The sequence below is a fragment of the Bradyrhizobium sp. WSM1417 genome (assembly GCF_000515415.1).
Taxonomy (GTDB): Bacteria; Pseudomonadota; Alphaproteobacteria; order Rhizobiales; family Xanthobacteraceae; genus Bradyrhizobium.
Genome location: NZ_KI911783.1, coordinates 6,991,090 through 7,009,128 on the forward strand (window position 1 = coordinate 6,991,090; position 18,039 = coordinate 7,009,128).

Sequence of the window (18,039 nt, forward strand, 5' to 3'; positions counted from 1 at the left end):
CAGGATTGGATTCAGGCCCACGGCATCAACAGTCTCGCGATGCCGCGCATCATGAGGTCGAGCACGACGCCGGTGAGACCGAGCACGATCAGCCCCATGATCACGACGTCGGACAGCAGGAATTTCGCGGCGTCCCAGATCATCCAGCCGATGCCGGCGGATGCCGCGACGATTTCGGCGGCGACGAGAACGGTGTAGGTGAATCCGAGCGAGATGCGCATGCCGGCCAGAATCAGCGGTCCCGCCGCCGGCAAATAGACGTGAAACAGCAGGTGTCGCCGGGTCGCGCCGAGCGACTGGGCGGCGCGCACATAGACCGGGTCCACGCTGGTGACGGCCTGGATCGTCGAGATGACGATGCCCGGCAGACCGGCAAGAAACAGCAGCGACAGCTTCGAGCTCTCACCGATGCCGAGCCACATCACCAGCAGCGTATAGAGGCCGAGCGGCGGCAATGGCCGGTAGAACTCGATCAACGGATTGAGGAGCGCGCGTGCGTTGCGCGACACGCCCATGAGGACGCCGAGCGGGATGCCGATCAAGCAGGCCAGCGTGAAGGCCGTGAGGATACGATAGAGGCTTGCGCCGAGATGCTGAAGCAGGGTCGCGCCCTGATATCCCTTCGTCATCGTCTTGACGAACGCGGCCCAGACCGCCTGCGGCTTCGGCAGGAACAGCTCGTTGGCCCAGCCCATCTCAGTGACGATGGCCCAGCCGGCCAGCAGCACGGCGACGGTCAGCGTCGAGAGCAGCACCGATCGCGAGACCTTCGGAAGCCGCAGCCGCAAGCTGCCGCGTCGCGTGCGATCCGGCGAGATTGGAATCGTCATGTGGGTCGCCTCGACGCTCATGTCCGCACTCCCAGGATCTGCATGATGGTCAGCGCGTAGATCCGCGTCGCCATCACCGACTTGGTGATCGAGATGTTCTCGTTGTCGACGGCCCAGCCGTCTTCTCCGGGACCGAACGTCACCGCATTGATGCCGGCTTCGCGGAAGCGGATCGTGTCGTTGAAGGCATTCTTGCGGTTGACCCCGGGCTCGCGACCCATCAGACGCCGGTACACCGCGCGCAGGGAGCGGCAGGGCTCCTCCTCGAGCGGCACCGGTTCGGTAGCATTGACGAACAACGAGCCGGGCACCTGGCGCACCTCGACCTTGACGTCGTTCACGCCCGCAAAAGTGTCCCGTCCGAGACGCTCGATGTCCGCAATCACACTCGATAGCGTCATGCCGGGCACGATGCCGACCACGGCGAGCGTGATGGTGCAGGCATCCGGCGAGAACTGCATCTCCCCAGGCAGGCCGGACCGAATGCGCACCACGGCGCAGCAGGGCGGCGTATGCCCCATGAACTTGCTGGGGATATGCGTGAACGCCATGTCCTTCAGTTTCGGCAACAGCTTTGCCGCTTCCATGATGGCGTTGACGCTGATGTCCGGTCGCCAGATGTGCGACTTGATCCCGTGAACGGTGAGCTCGATCAGGCAGTGGCCGGAATTGGCCACCGACAGGTTCATGCCCCAGTCCGTATTGACGTCCCCCCAGGCGGTCGGCTCGGCGGTGATCTCGTAGTCGGCGGTCAGGCCGACCTTGTTCAACATGTAGATGGAGCCCTCGGTGCCGTTCCGCTCCTCATCGACGGTGTAGCAGCACATCAAGGTGCCATCGAACTTCACACCCGCTTCGGTCAGGGCCTGCACTGCGAGCAACGATGCAGCGAGGTTTCCGCGCGTGTCGGACGTGCCGCGCGCGTAGAGCAGATCGCCATGGCGCGTCGCCTTGAACGGATCGAAATCCGTCATATGCCATTTCTCGGGCTCGACGGCCGGATAGGTGTCGAGGTGATCGTTGAGAATGAGCGAAGGCGCGCCGTCGCGTCCCCTGAGCACGCCGAGCACGTTCGGCCGGTGCGGCTGCGCGCTGTGCTTGGTGACCGCCATGCCGAGCGCTTCGAGCTTGCCCGCGACCAGCATCGAGATCGCCTCTTCCTCGGCAGGGGGCAAATCGGGATCCAGCGGATTGCCGGAACGGGGCTGGCCGGTGCGGATCAGCTCGGACGCGAGCTCAAGCCAGCGCTCCTCCGTGATGCGCGACAGCACGCGCTGTTCGAGATCCGAATAAGGAGGGCTGACAGGCATCTGCATGACGGGATCCGCTGGCTCACGGCGCCGGCTGCGCCGCTTCGTGGCAGCCTCCTCATCGCAGCGACCGTGCCAACTGCTGGAAAACCCCGCGGCGGCAGAATTGTCTTTCTGGCTTCAATGGCTTAGGCGAGATTTGCGCGTGCGCAAATTTTTGCGCCCGAGATGCGCTCTGCCGAAGACGCGACGCCGGCTGAACAGGCAAGGCTCAGCGCGAGGCCGGCCGGCGTGGGGTCGTAGCCCGCATGGAGCGAAGCGGAATGCGGGAACGCCTTCCCCTGATTGCGCTTCGCTCCATCCCGGCTACGGATGGTGCGCAATCCTCAATCGTCGGCGTACTCGTCCTCTTCGTGTTTTCGCGCCATGCTCTTGCGCGTCCCCAGCGAGCCGGTCACGGAGGGTTCGCGCGCATTCGCATAGGGATTGCGCCCGCCCGCCCGCGCGGCGACCTCTTCGCCGGAGACGGCGGCGGGCTGGCAGATCAGCCGGCGGCTGGCGCGACGCATCAGATCGACGTGGATGTGATCGTAATGATAGACGTTCGAGCCCGGCGCCAGCACCGTGGTGAAATGCACGCAGGCGCCCGACTGCACGTCGCGCAGGAATCCCTGCTCTTCCGGCATGCCGCGCCAGCCATCCTTCACGGTGACGCGGCGGCCGTCGGCGAGCACGAAGGCGGCGATGTCGAGCGCATTGCCGAAGGCGTGCTCGGAAATATGGGCATGCGAATTGCCGTTCATGCCGCGGCAGGAATAGGCGGAGATCTGCTTGATCTCCGCGACGCGGGTTCCGAACCAGCGCATCGCCGAGGGCTGTACGGTGTCGGCAAGCCAGCGGTCGAGTTCGGACACGATCGGACAGGCCAGCGTCGCAACCGGCTTGATCGCAACAGGGCCGACGGCGGTGACGGGATTGCCCTGTGCCGGACCGAGGCGCGGCAGCGGTTGCTGCGCGGGCGCCTGCGAATAAGGCGCCGGCCGTGCCGGATAGCTCGGCGCATTCATGTAGCGCGACGCGCCCGCGGCATCGGTACCCTCGGGCGGCAGGTCGATCTCGTCTTCCTGCTGAGCCACGCCGGGCGCGTTCAATGGCATCGGACCAGGGGAAGCGCCATAGCCGGAGGGCTGGCGCACCGCGCTCTCGGGATAGTTTGAGCGTTGCGGATAGGACGATGCCGGATAGTTCTGGCTTTGCGGGTAATTCGATCGTGGCTGCGTCACCGGCCAGCGCGGCTGGTTGCCGATGCTCCCGGGCGGACGCAAATCCTCATCGGCAAAGCCGTAGCTGCTCGAGCCTTCGCCGAGGGCGGCGACCTTGAGCGGAAACTCCGCGCCGCACATGCCCGGCCCGGAGATCGGGTCGATGCGGACGAGATCCGGCCCTTCTTTCACCGCGCCTGATTTCAGGCATGCGGCTTCGGCCTCGGCCCGCCACGGTTCACGTTCGGCCTGGAAGACGCCGCGTCCGCAACCCGCTAACGAAACAAGGACGATGGAGCCGACGAGATACAAACGAACTCCGCGCGTCATGCACGCACGTTCGGTGAATTTACTTAAAGACTCTTCAACGTGTGATTTCAGTGTTCTTTAACCATGTCAGCCCGCGCCAGCAGCCGTTCCTGCCGGTGACGAGTGACAGCAAGGCTGACTTTTTCGGAAAGAGACTTTCTGTTAACCATGATCCTCTCGCGCAAGGCGGCGCGACAGCGGGAGCGACCTCATGACGTTCGCCGGGAGACTGAGCGTTATCACCGCGTACCTCGCCATGGCCTTTGTCGGCGCTATCGTGCTCGGCATGATCTAGCGGTTTCAGCCGGAGGTATCGAACGTTCCCCTTACGACCGCGCGCTCCACTGCCGCGACGTCGTGATCAGCTCCTGCGGCCGCTCTTCGGCTCGCGTCCAGTCGTTTCCGGAACACCAGAAGTGGCCCAGAGCGCAGGCTTCGACGTGGAGCTTGCCAGAGCTCTTCAGCGTCATGGTCGCATAATAGGTGCTGCCGCTGGAGCGGCTGTAGATGTTGCCGGTCCAGACGTCGTGTGTTTTCGGCTTCATGTTGACGAGCACGCTCTCGCCCCTGGTCGATGCTTCGGTCAGCGCGAAGCCGCACAGTGCAGGACCGCAGCGTTCGATGCGAACCGTGCCCTTGGCGCCTGCGCTCTCCCATTCGCCGAGCGGCAAATAGGCGAGTTCGTCGTCGCTGCGCTCAGGGCTCGTCACGGCCTGCTCGAGCTCCGGCCTCGGCGAGACGACAGGTGCCTTCATGCGCGGCGGATCGAGCGCGACGGTCTTCGGCGGATCCGTCCGCGGTAGCTCGACCCGTGGCGGATTGGAGCTTGGCGCCGGCGGCGGCAGGACAACTGGCTGCGACGTCGTCGAGGCAAGGACAGGAGCCGCCGGCGCCAGTGGAGGCGCGACCGCAATGGCTGGCGCCGGCGTGACCGGAGCCACGGGATAGAGCGGTTGCGGCGGCGGAAGCACCGGCGCCGGTGTCGTATCGACGTCCGGCCGAAAGCTGCGATGGGAGGAAACCGAGACACAGGAAGCCGATCGGCAATTCCTGGGCGACTCGACCCGGAATCGATGACCGCCGATCGAGAACGCGTAGGAGCCGGCCTCGGCTGCGGGCGCAATCGCCAGCAGCGCGATCAATGTGCCAAGCGAAGTCACAAGCCGCATCATCGGCGCCTCCCTCTGTGTGGCGACGACGTTACGCGGATGGAATCGCGGCCGAATGTGCGCTGCGTCACCCAGCGGCGGTGAGCCGTTGTGACGTCTATCACAGAAGGTCCGACCAGCCCGGCGTAGGGTCGAACCACGTTTCATCCACCCGCGACTTCAGTCCCATCGGGACCCACACATTCTTCGGAGGTTGTCATGAACAAGCTCACCATCGCCGCCACCGCCCTCTTCCTCGCGTCCACCGCCGCCGCGCATGCCGGCAATGCGATCTCGTTCCAGATCGAAGGCCAGAACATCCGCATCGAGACGCCGCGCAACTGCGCCTCGCTCAATTGCGTGACCATCGTGGCGCCGGGCCTGTCGGACAAGCCGATCAAGCTGAACAACATCAACCTCAAGGGCCTTGGCTCCAGCTCCAAGGACGACGACGTCGACACCACGCCGGCTCCGGCCACGACCGCGCAGCCGGCGCCGGCTCCGGTGCAGCAGCAGCCTGTGCAGCAGGCCCCGGTGCAGGCGACCGCGCCGGCAGCGCCCGCTATCGCGGCTCCGGCGACAACGGTTGCCGCTGCTCCGTCCGTCGGCTACGACGCCACGACGCAGACCGCGCCCGTTGCGGCTCCCGCTCCCGCTGCTGCGCCCGCGCCGGTCGCGGTTGCGCCGGCCCCCGCTCCGGCTCCGGTCGCCGCCGCGCCTGTTGCGGCCGCTAACACGCCGATCGGCGTCTGGGCCACCGAAGAGAACAAGGGCAATGTCCGCGTCGAACAGTGCGGCGTCAATCTCTGCGGTTACGCCGCGAAGACCAACGAGCGCATCCTGATCAACATGAAGCCCGACGGCGCGAAGTGGAGCGGCCGCATCCACGATCCCGACTCCGGCCGCAACTACGACTCGACAATCGCGATGAAGGGCCCGAATGCAATGCGTGTGCAGGGTTGCGCCTTCGGCGGCATGTTCTGCGGCGGCCAGACCTGGAAGCGCGTGAGCTGACGCACCACCATCGTCCCATTCTATCGTCATCCCGGGCGATGCGAAGCATCGACCCGGGATCATGCGCGACGGTCTCAGTTTATCCCCTCACCCTGAGGAGCCTGCGAAGCAGGCGTCTCGAAGGGCGAGGCCCGGGATCGCGAGCGGGCCTGCATGGTTCTCGCGGCGATGCGCAGCATCGTCCGCCACGCGCGCAAGGGCGCGCTCCTCACCATGAGGGGAAAGAGTTTGGTTTGAACGTTCACCGCCGCCGTGCCATAGACATTCATCCGCCATTCACCTGCATCAGGATGATATCGGTCGATCTCACCTCGCGTTTCTCACCGGGACCTCCTCGTGACTTTTATCGTGGCCTGGCGCCGCTTGATGTTCGCGCTTGTGCTGCTGGCGTTGCCGGCCGGCGCCAGGGTTGCGTTCGCATCCGATGCGATCGAGCTTGCGCAGGCGCAGCCAGAAGCGCGGCCGTCGCCCGCCCCCTCGCCGACGCCATCGGCTTCACCCGCTCCCGCGACCGAGGCGCAGCCCGCCGCCGTCGAGCCGATCGGTAACGTCGCGACGGTGACGGGCATCGCGACCGTGATCCGCGACAAGAATTCCTATCCGCTGCGGGTGCGCGACGACATCTATCTCAACGACGTCGTGCAGACTTCGTCGAACTCCTCGCTCGGCATCACCTTCGACGACGCGACCACGTTCAACCTCTCCGCCAGCACGAAGATCACCATCGACACTTACGTCTATGAGGACGGCGGCAAGCACAACGCAGGCATTTTCGACATCGGCAAGGGCACGGTCGCCTTCGTCGCGGCGGCGGTGGCAAGGACCGGCGACATGAAGATCACGACGCCGACGGCGACGCTCGGTATCCGCGGCACCACCGGCGTCGTCGACGTGCCGGAAGGCGCGGCCGCGAACAAGACCAACAACGTCAACATCAAGCTCTATCCCGACGCCGACGGCCGGGTCGGACACATCGACGTCGACGACCGCACGAGCGGGACGCGGCTCGGCGCGCTGACGCAAGGCGCGAGCGGTTTTGCGATCCGGCCGGGCGCAGCCGCGGCCGGCGTCATGCGCTTTGCCGCGGTGCCGATCACGATTCCCGCACAGCAGATCGCGCGCGACCGCGGCTTCGTCAGCCAGGTGCATCTGGCGCAGACCACGGGCCGGCAGATCGTCACCGAGCAGCGCGACTTCCGCCGCGCCAATCCGGCCGCGAGCCCGCGCATTCCGCGGCCGTTCCAGCCGCCGCAACAGCAGCAATTGCGGCCGAACACGGCGCCAGGACAACAGCCGCAACAGCCCCAGCGGCCGAACGGTCAGCCCGGTCAGAACAACCGTCCAGGCCAGCAACAGCCAGGCACGCCAAGCCGTGAAGGCAGCCAGCCGCCGCAGCGGCAGGGTCAAGCGCCGAGCCAAGGCGACGCAGTGCAAACAGGCACGCCGCGCGCGGGTCAGGGTCAGCAACAGCAAGGCGCTCGGCGACCGGCAGGTACGCCGCGCACCGGGCAAGGCACGCAGCCTGACGGCACCCCGCAAACCCGGCCGGGACGCGGTGGACGGAGTCCGACGCAGCCCGGCGGAGTCGCGCCGCCGCAGCCGGGTGGAGCGCAACAGCAGTCCGGCCCGCAGCCGCAACTGCCGCGCACCGGCATGCAAACCGGCCAACCGCCCGCCGCTCAACAGCCGGGCCTGCAGCGCCCGGGCGGATTCCAGCAGCGCCTCCCCGCCGCACAACGCCCCGCAGCGCCGCGAAGGCCAGCGCCAGTTCCGAAGGAGAAGGAGCGGCGGTGACGTGCGTGCGGCGGTCGCTTCCGCACGATAGTGCCAGGTGAGCACCGCTCTCTCCTACGTCATTGCGAGCGCAGCGAAGCAATCCAGAGTTTCTCCGTGGAAAGATTCTGGATTGCTTCGCTGCGCTCGCAATAACGAATTCGAGGGAGCTGGCGCTTCCACAACCGCACTCACGCGCGGATAAATGCCCGAGCACCGGCGCGCGACCTCACGCCTCGCCGCGTAACCACGCTCTCACCTTCTGCAGCAGGCCATGTGGCATTTCGTCGACCGAAGCCGCTTCGGCTGGCGTCAACGTCTGCAAGGCTGCATCCACATCGTTGGCTGCGAGCGGTGGTGTGACGTCGGCATCCGCCGGCGCAAGCCCCGCCGCCGCGAGCGCGATCGGGCCAACCTGGGTCAGGAACACGCGCTCGTACTCGCGCGACAGGCGCGCGAGCGCGTCTTCCAGCGTCAGCCAGTCGACCGCCTTGATGTCGTTCATCAGCTTGCGGACCGGACCGTCCCCGGCCTCCATGCGCCAGAAATGCACGACCTTGGAGCGGCCACCGGACTGATAGACGAGCGTGCCCAGAAATTCGTGGATGGCGACTTCGTGGCCGGTCTCTTCCAGCACCTCGCGATGCGCGGCTTCTCTCGGCGTCTCGCCGTCGTCGAGCTTGCCCTTGGGCAAAACCCATTCGTTGCGCTTGCGCTGGCGCACGACGGCAATCAGCGGCGGCGCACCTCGCCGCAGCACAATACCACCCGCCGCCATGACCGGCGCCCGCGCCATCACCCGATCCGTCGCCGTAGAAACGTCCCCACGAACGATATAGGCGGCCGACGCGGCAGATTGAAGGCTAGTTTTTTCTCAGCAGCGCTTGACCGGCGCGAATGCGCGTGCCTTCGGCGATGCCGTCGCAGAAGGTGAAATCGCCGGGCGCGAGCATGATGATGGTCGAGCCATGCTCGAACCAGCCGAGCTCCTCGCCCTTGCTCACGTTGACGTCGCAGGGAAAATTGACCGGCCCCCTTGTCTGCGCGTTCAGCACCATGTCGAGGAAGTGCAACCGGATGCTCGCGACCAGGATCGCGGCGACCGGCACAAGCGTCACGGCTTCGCCGGTGGACAAATGCGTGCGGATCACCGCGCGCTCATTCTTGCAAAACAGACGCTCGACCCGCTTCAGCGCGATCGGGTTGACGTTCCAGACGTCGCCATGGATCAACGTGACGCGCTCGATATGCGCGTCAAAGGGCGCGTGGAAGCGGTGATACATGCTCGAGGTCAGCCGCAGCGTGACGAAGGAGCCGTTGCGGTGCTGGTCGACCAGCACCGAGTCTCCGAGCAGATCGAGCAGCGAGTACGGCGCGCCCTTGACCTGGAACAGCTCGGTGTCGGCGATCCGGCCATGGGCGCCGACGATGCCGTCGGACGGGCTGGCGACGATGGAGGAGTCCGGATCAAAGGGTCGCAGGCCGGGCTTGAGTTCCCGGGTGAAGCAGTCGTGCAGACTCCTGAAATGGGTCTTGCGCGCCTCCGACAGATCGAGGTCGGAGAACAGTTTCCACAGCGCGATGGAGCCGTCCCGCACCAGCGGATTCTCGATCTTGGAGAACCAGCCCATGAAGCGGGTCAGGGCCGCGCGGGGAATGCGGTTGGTCAACAGGAAGTTGAGGTCTTCCTGCTGGGTGAAAGAGGCGATGAGGGCTTTGACTGTCATGAATCTGTCAGCTCGCAGTATTAGCGCTTGTTGTCATGGAAACGACACTCCCGATTCTTTCTTTGTCCGTGGCCGCCGCAGCGTCTGCTGCCGCCGCCTTCCCGAAGATCAAGGCGCGGATCGAATTGTCCCGCGCCAAGCACCGCTCGCTCGCCGGACACTCCAAGATGTCGCGCCGGGTGGCAAAGCTGCTCCCGTTCTACGAATTCGAAGGCGATGCGTACTTCGCCTGTGACGGCGCGCCGGCGAACGTCGCAACGCAGCGCAAGGACGGCTTCTTCCGCCTCGCAAGCTTCTACGCCGAGCGCTACCCCAAGGGCCGCGCGATGACGAAGGACGCGGCGGAAAAGATCTCCGACCTGCACTTCACCGAAACTTACCGCGTGCCGTTCCAGTTCTCGCGTCTCGTTCGCGAGCATCTGGGCACCTCGACCTTCGTGGAGTCCTCGCGCGGCGTCACCGTCACGGATGTCGACGGCAACACCTCCTATGACCTCACCGGGTCCTACGGCGTCAACATCTTCGGCAACGACTTCTACAAGGAGTGCATCGAGGGCTCCGAGAAGCGCGCGCACGCGCTCGGACCGGTGCTCGGACCCTACCATCCCGTCATCCTCGATAACGTGGCGCGGCTCTGCCAGATCTCGGGCCTCGACGAAGTGTCCTTCCACATGTCCGGCACCGAAGCCGTGATGCAGGCGGTACGGCTCGCGCGCTACCACACCAGGCGCACCCATCTCGTCCGTTTCGCTGGCGCCTATCACGGCTGGTGGGGCGACGTGCAGCCCGGCGTCGGCAATCCGATTCCCGCGCACGAGACCTACACCCTCGCCGAGATGTCGGAGCAGACGCTGCACGTGCTGCGCACCCGCAAGGACATCGCCTGCGTGCTGATCAACCCGCTGCAAGGGCTGCATCCGAACGGCAACGCGCCCGGCGATTCCGCGCTGGTCGATTCCTCCCGCGGCGGCAATTTCGATCGCGCGGCCTACACCGAATGGCTCAAGAAGCTGCGCGAGGTCTGCGACCAACGCGGCATCGTGCTGATCTTCGACGAGGTCTTCGTCGGCTTCCGCCTCGCCGCAGGCGGCGCCCAGGAGTATTTCGGCGTCCGCGCCGACATGGTGACCTACGGCAAGAGCCTCGCCGGCGGCCTGCCGGTTGGCGTGGTCTGCGGCAGACGCGAGCTGATGCGCCGCTTCAACGACGACCGCCCCGCCGACGTCTGCTTCGCCCGCGGCACGTTCAACTCGCACCCCTATGTCATGACGGCGATGGATGAGTTCTTGAGTCGGCTCGCCAGCCCGAACTTTCGCGCCATCTATGACGGATTGGACGAGACCTGGAACGGCCGCGCGGAAAAGCTCAACCGGATGATGATCGACGCCGACCTGCCGGTGCGGTTTGCCAACTTCTCGTCGATCTGGACGGTGAAATACACCACGCCGTCCCGCTACAACTGGATGCTGCAATATTATTTGCGCGCCGAAGGCCTGTCCTTGAGCTGGGTCGGCACCGGCCGGCTGATCTTCAGCCTGAACTACACGGATGCCGATTTCACCGAAGTCGCCGAGCGTTTCGTCCGCGCGGCCGAGAAGATGAAGGCCGACGGTTTCTGGTGGCACGATGGCGTCCTCACCAACAAGAGCATCAAGCGGCAGATCCTGAAAGAGATGCTGGCCAAGCGCTTCGAGCGCTGAGGTTCTTCCTTCCACCACGGTCAGTCCGGGGCACAGCCTCTCCTCTCCCTCTCCCCGTTCTTCGCGGGGAGAGGGTTGGGGTAAGGGGCTGCTTCCGCAATCACGGTGAGAGCTGGACTCGCGGAGAGCCCCCCTCACCCGAATTTGCGTGACACGCAAATCCGACCTCTCCCCGCACGCGGGGAGAGGTGAAGGAAGCACCGCTTTCGCGGCTCCCAAGACGTGGACGCCCGGGACAAGCCCGGGCATGACGTAGCCAATCGACATCGGAGTATCTTGTGAGAAAAGCGCGCTCAGGCGTGCCGCTCTTCGAGCGTGGGCTCGCCGATCAGGCCCAGCGTGTGCTCGGGCTTGAGGTGCAGGCCGGGGTCCATCAGCTCGCCGCGCATCAGCGCCAGCGGCGCGTTGCGGTAGAGCATCAGATCGTGGAAGGGGTCGGTTAGGATCTTCGTCATCCAGACGAGGCCGGTTTCGACATCGCGGATGAAGAACAGGTGCACCGTGCGGAACATCAGACCGCCGCCGCCGACGACGAGCCAGATCTTGGCGACCTGCCGCATGAAATCGGTCGCGCCGGCCCAGGGCGTGAACAGTCCGAACAGCGTGGGATCGACCAGCAGCACCACCGGCGACAGGGCCCAGATCGACATCAGCACCACCTTGCGCCGAAGGTTGTAGCCGACCTTGATCTCTTCCTTGTGCTCGTGCGTCGCCTGGTTGATCTGGTCGTAGCCGTGCGGCTCGAAGAAGAAGTGACCGGCCTGGCGCGAGGTCATCGAGACCAGCCACCCGACCAGCGCGGAGACCATGGGATCGACGAACAGCCAGACATAGGCGAACAGAAAGCTCAGCGCGCTGACGAAGTGCAGGCTCTGATTGATGCGGCTGTGGTGATAGTAGCGATGGTCGTCCCAGCGCTGGATCCGCAGCTGCTCGAGATAGTTCTTGATCATGCTCTCCCCCAAATGCTTTCGGGTTCAGGATTTACAGAGATTCGATGTAGGCCGTGTGACATCATCGTTTTGTCATGTGACGATGTGCAGCGACGCGGTGACGCACGCGTGAGCTTGGGTTACGCCGCTTTTGCGACGTCGATCTTGCGGAAGCGCACCAGCGAGAAATGACCGAGCGGCGGAATCAGGCGGCGCTCGGCGAGTTCGATGCCGTTGGCGCCGGCGAGCCATTTGGCATAACGCGACCAGGCGAACTCGGCGGTGCGGAAGCCGAGCGGACGCACCACCGGCTGCAGCTTCTGCTCGATGAAGCGACGCATGCCGGCATCGGCGCTGACGCGGGTGAGGATGATCAGCTCGCCGCCCGGGCGCAGCACGCGGGCGAATTCGTCGAGCGCGACTTCCGGATTCGGCACGGCCGTGACGACGTATTGCGCCATCACGACGTCGAAGGAGTTGTCGGGGAATTCGAGCTTCTCGGCATCCATCACTGCCAGTCCCTCGACATTCTTCAAGCCGCCCTCAGTGACGCGCTGACGTGCCTTGTCGAGCATCGCCTCCGAGATGTCGGTGCCGAAGATGCGCAGATGCGGCGCGTAGAGTGGCAGCGAAATGCCGGTCCCGACGCCGACCTCGAGCACGCGGCCGCCGATCTTGTTGGTGGCCGCGATCGCGGCCTGCCGGCCCTTGGCGAACACGCCGCCGAACACGAGGTCGTAGACCGGTGCCCAACGATCATAGGCCTGCTCGACCGTGCCACGGGTGAGGTCGAGCTGCTGGTTGCCGTCAAGGTTCATGATCTTAGCCATCGATGAGGTTCTCGCTGTGGTCGAACGGGATCAACCGCGCACCGGCCGACGCGCCATGATCGGCGAGGCGCGCAAGGCACGGCTGGGCTGAAGTGAAGTGAGGTTGCCGACGAACTGGCGCGCGCTGTTTTCCCAGGAGCGCTCCAGCGCGAAGTTGCGGCAGGTCTGGCGCGACATGGTGAGCGCGCGCAGGCACGCGGCGCGCAGATCGTGGTCGATCGCGCCGATCGGATGATCGGCGATGACGTCCTTCGGACCCGTCACCGGAAACGCCGCCACGGGCGTGCCGCAGGCGAGCGCTTCGAGCTGCACCACGCCAAACGTGTCGGTCAGGCTCGGAAACACGAACACGCCGGCGGCGGCGAGATGCGCGGTGAGATCCGCGCCCTTCTTCTCGCCGAGGAAGACCGCGTCGGGATATTTCTTTTCGAGCGCGGCCTTCTGCGGGCCGTCGCCGATGACGACCTTGCTGCCGGGCAGGTCGAGCGACAGGAACGCTTCGAGATTCTTCTCCACCGCCACGCGGCCCATCGTCATGAAGATCGGCCCGGGCAAATCGAGCTTGGCCGGAGAGTCCGGATGGAACAGCTCGGTATTGACGCCGCGCGTCCAGAAGCCGAGCCGCTTGAAGCCGCGCTCGGACAGCTCCTGGCGCAGCGAGGGCGTCGCCACCATCGTCATCGCGGCGGCATCGTGGAAGTGGCGCAGCACGGCGTAGCCGACAGCAGCCGGAATGCCGGTCCGCACCGAGACGTATTCGGGAAAGCGCGTGGTGTAGGAGGTGGTGAAGGCGAGCCGGTTGCGGCGGCAATAGGCCCGCGCCGCCCAGCCGACCGGCCCTTCGGTCGCGATGTGCAGCGCTTCCGGCGCCGCCTTCTCGATCCGCCGCGCAATCTCCTTGCCGCTCGGCAGCGCCATGCGCAGCCCCGGATAGGTCGGTAACGGCCACGACCGAAAGCCGTCCGGCGTGAGGAAGTCGATCTCGACATCCAATGCCTTGGCCGCGGCAGCCAGCGAGGTCAGCGTCCGGACCACACCGTTGACCTGCGGATGCCAGGCGTCAGTCGCGATTAATACCCGCATGGGGAAATCCCGAGATTTTTATGATTCTCGGCTTTGGACCATCAACCACGGATATTTCAGGCGTGTGACGTCATGGAAGTGTCGGCCCGCTGTTTTGTTCGTTAACGGGTCCGCGCAGCCACGAAACCGTCATGAAACAATCCTTTCCGCCATGAAGCCGTTTTCGGTTTTCCGCGCAAACGTCCCGAAACTTCTTGCGGTTAGTGATTTACGCAACAGAGCACCGAACGGTGCCGGGGCGGCCGAGAAACACCGCGCAAACAGGGGCGACCAATGATCAATCTGGAGACGTTGAAGACCTATTCGCGCGCCGTTGCGTTTGGCGCAGTGGCTGTCACCGCGATCTCGTTCGCCGGACCGGCGAAGGCCGCGCCCGTGCAGCTCTTCCCGTTCTTCCAACCGCTGCCGCCGATCGCAGCGCCGCAACCGTACCAGCCCTATCAAGGCACGCCCTATCAGGCCGCGCCGTCCGAGGATCAGGACGTCATTGAAACACCGGCCCGCTTTCGTCGTCAGACGGTCTCCTATGCGACGCGTGAGGCGCCGGGCACCATCATCATCGATACGCCCAACACCTACCTCTATCTCGTGCTCGGCAACGGCCAGGCGATACGCTACGGCATCGGTGTCGGCCGCGACGGTTTCACTTGGTCCGGCGTGCAGTCGGTGACCAGGAAGGCGGAGTGGCCGGCGTGGACCCCGCCGCCGGAGATGATCGCCCGCCAGCCCTATTTGCCGCGCCACATGGCCGGCGGCCCCGGAAATCCGCTCGGCGCCCGCGCCATGTATCTCGGCGGCACCATCTACCGCATCCACGGCACCAACGCGCCCGAGACCATCGGCAAGCAGGTCTCCTCCGGCTGCATCCGCCTGACCAATGACGACGTCTCGGACCTCTACTCCCGCGTCAACGTCGGCACCAAGGTCATCGTGCTGCCGATGACGGAACGCCGCGCCGACCTCGGAGCCGCGACGCGGTAAGCGACAGGACATTGTGACGCAAACGGCCCCGGAACCCACCGGGGCCGTTTTCGTTTGCCCTCGGCATCCCGATGCGCGCGCGTGCTGCGGCGCGATCCCCGATGGAGGCGCGAATGCAATCACGTCCGCAAACGCCGCAAGGCACATGGCTGCGTGCGATCGTCGGCGCCAGCGCACTGACGTTGCTGCTGTCCGGGCCCGCTTCGCTCGCACAGCAGCCGGCGAGCGGCGATGCAGCCCAGCAGGCCTTCAACAATTCCTGCCGAACCTGCCACTCCGTGAAAGAGGGCGACAATCGTCTGGGCCCCAACCTCAATAAAATCGTCGGACGCAAAGCCGGCTCGCTGCCGAACTACAACTATTCCTCGTCGATGAAAGAAGCCGACTTCGTCTGGGACCAGGACAAGCTCACCCGCTTCATGGTCAAGCCGGACGAGATTGTATCCGGCAACAAGATGCAGCCCTATGGCGGCGTCTCGGCGGAGGAAGCCGGCAAGATCGTTGCTTACTTGCAGGCGGCGGGGGCGCAATAACAACGTCATCGATGCCGGGCCGTTTTCGCCGGGCGTCGGTGACCGCGGCCATCCTTCGAGACGCCCGCCTTCGGCGGGCCCTCAGGATGAGGACTGAGTGTGAGGCTCCGCGTTGGAAGAGAGACCTCCACAAATGCCTGCCGCAACCCGCAGGATGCCTATTGAGCCTCATCCTGAGGAGCCCGCGTGAGCGGGCGTCTCGAAGGACGAGGCGGGCACCACGCGGGACTGCTTACGCCGCCCTTCCCCACCGCTCCGCAATCAACCTCAGCCACGCCGCTGAATGAAACGCACTCATCAAGAGATACATCGGCACCATCCCGCCTAGCATAGAGCCGGAGCCACACAGCATGTCCGCCGGGCCATCGAGCATGGCCGTCAGCACGGCCATGATCGCGAAGGTCGGCGTCGCCGCCAGCCCGAGCCATCTGGCGAGGTGGCGCGCGGCCACCACGCCGTTGCGGCTCGCGCCGGCAGTTGCGCTGACGGGACTAGTCACGTCCTTCAGCCGCCTCCTCGCGAAACGCCTTCTCGCCGGCGGTCGAGATCTCGACCCATTTCTTGTCGGGTGCCGCACCTTCGGTGTAGCTGTCGTGCCAGTTCCACCATTTGTAGGTCGGCGTTTGCGGATAGCCTTTCGGCGAATCCTCCCAGACCTCCTGCCGTCCCAGCGGTGTGATATCGAGATAATTCCAGGTGCCGCCCATCTGCTCGTCGCCGCGGCTCTTGACGAAGTAGGTGCGGAAGATGCGCGTCCCGTCCCGGAAGAACACGTTGGTCCCGTGCCATTCGTCGACGCCGTAATCCGCATCGAAGCTGTCGGTGACGGTGACCCATGGCATGGTCCAGCCCATCCGCTGCTTCAGCCTGCTGATGTCGGTTTGCGGTGCGCGCGAGGCGAACACCAACGTGGTGTCGCGGGCATTCAGGTGCGCGACATGGGCGACCTGGTCGGCCACCATGGAGCAGCCGCGGCAGGCATGATCGGGCCAGCCGAACACGCCCGGCTCGAAGAAGGCGCGATAGACGATCAGTTGCCGCCGGCCCTGGAACAGGTCGTGCAGACTGACCTTGCCGCCGGGCCCCTCGAACGCATAGGTTTTGGTCACTTCCATCCACGGCATGCGCCGGCGCTCGGCGGCCAGGGCGTCGCGGGCACGGGTATTCGCCTTTTCCTTCACGAGCAGTTGCTGACGGGCGGCCTCCCAGTCCTGCGGCGACACCACCGGCGGTGTTTGCATGGCGGCCTGTCCGTGGTTTCCTGCGTTGTCAGCTGATGTCATCATGGCTCTCCAACTTTTCCCGGGCGGCTGTTCCGTATCTCGCTATGCGAGATGCGGAACCGCTCGTCCCTCGCCGCACATTGTCGGCCGTCAACGATCTCTCGCACCGGACGGTTGCGTGGTGGGAGTAACAAGTGTGGCGGGATTTGAATGGAGTCGCTGATCACGGCCGCGGCCCGCGCGCTCCAAGCCGGCGATCCGCTCGGCGCGCTGAACCGCGTTGCGCTGCGCAACGATGCACCTTCGCTGGCGCTGCGCGGCATCGCGATGGCGCAGCTCGGCGATCTCACGAAGGCGAAGACGTTGCTGCGCAGCGCCGCACGCGCTTTCGGCCCGAGAGAGGCGGTCGCGCGCGCCAGATGCGTGGTGGCGGAAGTCGAGATCGCGCTCGTCTCGCGCGACCTGACCTGGCCGACAAAAACGCTCGCCGCCGCGCGGGCGACGCTCGAAGGACACGGTGACCTCGCCAACGCCGCCCATGCGGGTCACATCGAGGCGCGCCGACTGCTCCTTCTCGGGCGCCCCGACGAGGCCGAGCGCACGCTGGCCGAGATCAAGTCCACGCCGCTGCCCCCGGCTTCTCAGGTCGCCCGCGAACTCGTGATCGCCGGTATCGCAATCAGGCGGCTCAGAACGAAAGCCGCGCGTGCAGCGCTCGACCGCGCGGCGAGCGCTGCGCGGCAGGCCGGCATTCCCGCGCTTGCGGCCGAGGTCGAAAGCACGAGCCGCGTGCTCGACACGCCCGCAGCGCGCCTGATCACGCGCGGGCACGAACGGTCGTTGCTGCTCGAGGAGGTCGAGGACCTCGCGACATCGGAGGCGCTCGTGGTGGACACGTTCCATCACGCGGTTCGCAGGCGCTGCATCCTCGTGCCGCTCGGAAGGCGGCCGGTGCTGTTCGCGCTCGCCCGCATCCTGGCGCAGGCCTGGCCCGCCGATGTCTCGCGGGAAGCGTTGATCACGGGCGCGTTTCAGGCAAGGCATGTCGATGAATCGCATCGCGCCCGGCTGCGCGTCGAAATCGGGCGGCTCCGCACCAAGCTCAAGCCTCTCGCCGATGTCAGCGCGACCAGGCAAGGTTTTGCGCTGACGCCGCGCAAGACGCCGCAGGTTCTGGTGCTGGCACGCCCCGTCGAGGAAAAGCACGCCAATGTGCTCGCCTTCCTCTCCGACGGCGAGCCATGGTCGAGCTCGGCGCTCGCGCTGGCGCTGGGAACGAGCGCGCGCACGGTGCAGCGGGCCCTCGAAGAGCTGGCGCGATCGAACAAGGTGCAGTCCTTCGGACACGGACGGGCGCGGCGCTGGATGACGCCGCCCGTCCCGGGTTTCCCGACAGGCTTGTTACTCCCCGGACCGCTCCTGAAGACGTAAGGTGGGATTCACA

The 18,039-nt window shown here is 65.6% G+C and carries 17 protein-coding genes; 6 read left to right on the top strand and 11 right to left on the bottom strand.

The window, feature by feature from the left end:
- Positions 1-11: 11 nt before the first annotated feature.
- The 4 genes from BRA1417_RS0134185 to BRA1417_RS0134205 form a co-directional block, all read right to left on the bottom strand.
- Entirely contained in the window at positions 12-851 is an 840-nt protein-coding gene (locus BRA1417_RS0134185; RefSeq protein ID WP_027519651.1) for an ABC transporter permease, read from the bottom strand.
- The gene (locus tag BRA1417_RS0134190) at positions 848-2,146 is read right to left on the bottom strand and encodes a M20 family metallopeptidase (RefSeq protein ID WP_027519652.1); all 1,299 of its coding nucleotides are present in this window, start codon (positions 2,144-2,146) and stop codon (positions 848-850) included. The genes BRA1417_RS0134185 and BRA1417_RS0134190 overlap by 4 nt, the downstream gene beginning before the upstream one ends.
- 320 nt (positions 2,147-2,466) lie before the next feature.
- Positions 2,467-3,672, bottom strand: a complete 1,206-nt coding sequence (locus BRA1417_RS0134195; RefSeq protein WP_027519653.1) for an extensin family protein — start codon at positions 3,670-3,672, stop codon at positions 2,467-2,469.
- Between the two features lie 305 nt (positions 3,673-3,977).
- Positions 3,978-4,823 carry a DUF2147 domain-containing protein gene (locus BRA1417_RS0134205; RefSeq protein ID WP_027519654.1) on the bottom strand — a complete coding sequence of 282 codons (846 nt, stop codon included), beginning with the start codon at positions 4,821-4,823 and terminating at the stop codon, positions 3,978-3,980.
- A gap of 195 nt (positions 4,824-5,018) precedes the next feature.
- Between BRA1417_RS0134205 and BRA1417_RS0134210 the strand changes: the two genes are divergently transcribed.
- Together BRA1417_RS0134210 and BRA1417_RS0134220 are read left to right on the top strand one after the other, a co-directional pair.
- Entirely contained in the window at positions 5,019-5,813 is a 795-nt protein-coding gene (locus tag BRA1417_RS0134210; protein ID WP_027519655.1) for a DUF2147 domain-containing protein, read from the top strand.
- A 345-nt stretch (positions 5,814-6,158) separates the two neighbouring features.
- Positions 6,159-7,607, top strand: coding sequence for a FecR domain-containing protein (locus BRA1417_RS0134220; protein ID WP_027519657.1), 1,449 nt, complete (start codon positions 6,159-6,161; stop codon positions 7,605-7,607).
- 208 nt (positions 7,608-7,815) lie between these two features.
- Here BRA1417_RS0134220 and BRA1417_RS0134225 read toward each other — a convergent pair whose 3' ends face one another.
- Both BRA1417_RS0134225 and asd read right to left on the bottom strand, forming a co-directional pair.
- Positions 7,816-8,382, bottom strand: a complete 567-nt coding sequence (locus BRA1417_RS0134225) for an NUDIX hydrolase (protein WP_027519658.1) — start codon at positions 8,380-8,382, stop codon at positions 7,816-7,818.
- Between the two features lie 67 nt (positions 8,383-8,449).
- Positions 8,450-9,313: an archaetidylserine decarboxylase gene (asd, locus tag BRA1417_RS0134230; protein ID WP_027519659.1), complete on the bottom strand. Its 864-nt coding sequence runs from the start codon at positions 9,311-9,313 to the stop codon at positions 8,450-8,452.
- Between the two features lie 35 nt (positions 9,314-9,348).
- Here asd and BRA1417_RS0134235 point away from each other — a divergent pair, with 35 nt between their 5' ends.
- The gene (locus tag BRA1417_RS0134235) at positions 9,349-11,013 is read left to right on the top strand and encodes an aminotransferase class III-fold pyridoxal phosphate-dependent enzyme (RefSeq protein WP_027519660.1); all 1,665 of its coding nucleotides are present in this window, start codon (positions 9,349-9,351) and stop codon (positions 11,011-11,013) included.
- 293 nt (positions 11,014-11,306) lie between these two features.
- Here BRA1417_RS0134235 and BRA1417_RS0134240 read toward each other — a convergent pair whose 3' ends face one another.
- From BRA1417_RS0134240 to BRA1417_RS0134250, 3 genes are all read right to left on the bottom strand, one after another.
- Positions 11,307-11,966 (bottom strand): hypothetical protein, encoded by a 660-nt coding sequence (locus BRA1417_RS0134240; protein WP_027519661.1) that lies wholly within the window; start codon positions 11,964-11,966, stop codon positions 11,307-11,309.
- A 119-nt stretch (positions 11,967-12,085) separates the two neighbouring features.
- The gene (locus tag BRA1417_RS0134245; RefSeq protein WP_027519662.1) at positions 12,086-12,775 is read right to left on the bottom strand and encodes a methyltransferase domain-containing protein; all 690 of its coding nucleotides are present in this window, start codon (positions 12,773-12,775) and stop codon (positions 12,086-12,088) included.
- Positions 12,776-12,805: 30 nt separating this feature from the next.
- Positions 12,806-13,858, bottom strand: coding sequence for a glycosyltransferase family 1 protein (locus BRA1417_RS0134250; protein WP_027519663.1), 1,053 nt, complete (start codon positions 13,856-13,858; stop codon positions 12,806-12,808).
- Positions 13,859-14,131: 273 nt separating this feature from the next.
- On the opposite strand from BRA1417_RS0134250, the gene BRA1417_RS0134255 reads away from it, so the two are divergent.
- Both BRA1417_RS0134255 and BRA1417_RS0134260 read left to right on the top strand, forming a co-directional pair.
- Positions 14,132-14,839, top strand: coding sequence for a L,D-transpeptidase (locus BRA1417_RS0134255; RefSeq protein ID WP_027519664.1), 708 nt, complete (start codon positions 14,132-14,134; stop codon positions 14,837-14,839).
- Positions 14,840-14,952: 113 nt separating this feature from the next.
- Positions 14,953-15,372 carry a cytochrome c family protein gene (locus tag BRA1417_RS0134260; RefSeq protein WP_035969730.1) on the top strand — a complete coding sequence of 140 codons (420 nt, stop codon included), beginning with the start codon at positions 14,953-14,955 and terminating at the stop codon, positions 15,370-15,372.
- A gap of 232 nt (positions 15,373-15,604) precedes the next feature.
- On the opposite strand, the gene BRA1417_RS0134265 is transcribed toward BRA1417_RS0134260, so the two are convergent.
- Together BRA1417_RS0134265 and BRA1417_RS0134270 are read right to left on the bottom strand one after the other, a co-directional pair.
- Positions 15,605-15,871: a hypothetical protein gene (locus tag BRA1417_RS0134265; protein ID WP_027519666.1), complete on the bottom strand. Its 267-nt coding sequence runs from the start codon at positions 15,869-15,871 to the stop codon at positions 15,605-15,607.
- Positions 15,864-16,658 (bottom strand): thioredoxin family protein, encoded by a 795-nt coding sequence (locus BRA1417_RS0134270; protein ID WP_027519667.1) that lies wholly within the window; start codon positions 16,656-16,658, stop codon positions 15,864-15,866. Before BRA1417_RS0134270 ends, BRA1417_RS0134265 begins: the two co-directional genes overlap by 8 nt.
- Before the next feature lie 147 nt (positions 16,659-16,805).
- On the opposite strand from BRA1417_RS0134270, the gene BRA1417_RS0134275 reads away from it, so the two are divergent.
- A complete protein-coding gene (locus tag BRA1417_RS0134275; protein ID WP_027519668.1) occupies positions 16,806-18,026 on the top strand; it encodes a hypothetical protein in 1,221 nt (406 codons plus the stop codon).
- The last annotated feature ends 13 nt before the right edge of the window (positions 18,027-18,039 follow it).

Excerpts from the sequence above, each read along its gene's own strand:
- BRA1417_RS0134185 (WP_027519651.1), bottom strand. The coding sequence starts at position 851 with ATGAGCGTCGAGGCGACCCACATGACGATTCCAATCTCGCCGGATCGC.
- BRA1417_RS0134190 (WP_027519652.1), bottom strand. The coding sequence starts at position 2,146 with ATGCAGATGCCTGTCAGCCCTCCTTATTCGGATCTCGAACAGCGCGTG.
- BRA1417_RS0134195 (WP_027519653.1), bottom strand. The coding sequence starts at position 3,672 with ATGACGCGCGGAGTTCGTTTGTATCTCGTCGGCTCCATCGTCCTTGTT.
- BRA1417_RS0134205 (WP_027519654.1), bottom strand. The coding sequence starts at position 4,823 with ATGATGCGGCTTGTGACTTCGCTTGGCACATTGATCGCGCTGCTGGCG.
- BRA1417_RS0134210 (WP_027519655.1), top strand. The coding sequence starts at position 5,019 with ATGAACAAGCTCACCATCGCCGCCACCGCCCTCTTCCTCGCGTCCACC.
- BRA1417_RS0134225 (WP_027519658.1), bottom strand. The coding sequence starts at position 8,382 with ATGGCGCGGGCGCCGGTCATGGCGGCGGGTGGTATTGTGCTGCGGCGA.
- asd (WP_027519659.1), bottom strand. The coding sequence starts at position 9,313 with ATGACAGTCAAAGCCCTCATCGCCTCTTTCACCCAGCAGGAAGACCTC.
- BRA1417_RS0134235 (WP_027519660.1), top strand. The coding sequence starts at position 9,349 with ATGGAAACGACACTCCCGATTCTTTCTTTGTCCGTGGCCGCCGCAGCG.
- BRA1417_RS0134240 (WP_027519661.1), bottom strand. The coding sequence starts at position 11,966 with ATGATCAAGAACTATCTCGAGCAGCTGCGGATCCAGCGCTGGGACGAC.
- BRA1417_RS0134245 (WP_027519662.1), bottom strand. The coding sequence starts at position 12,775 with ATGGCTAAGATCATGAACCTTGACGGCAACCAGCAGCTCGACCTCACC.
- BRA1417_RS0134250 (WP_027519663.1), bottom strand. The coding sequence starts at position 13,858 with ATGCGGGTATTAATCGCGACTGACGCCTGGCATCCGCAGGTCAACGGT.
- BRA1417_RS0134255 (WP_027519664.1), top strand. The coding sequence starts at position 14,132 with ATGATCAATCTGGAGACGTTGAAGACCTATTCGCGCGCCGTTGCGTTT.
- BRA1417_RS0134260 (WP_035969730.1), top strand. The coding sequence starts at position 14,953 with ATGCAATCACGTCCGCAAACGCCGCAAGGCACATGGCTGCGTGCGATC.
- BRA1417_RS0134270 (WP_027519667.1), bottom strand. The coding sequence starts at position 16,658 with ATGATGACATCAGCTGACAACGCAGGAAACCACGGACAGGCCGCCATG.
- BRA1417_RS0134275 (WP_027519668.1), top strand. The coding sequence starts at position 16,806 with ATGGAGTCGCTGATCACGGCCGCGGCCCGCGCGCTCCAAGCCGGCGAT.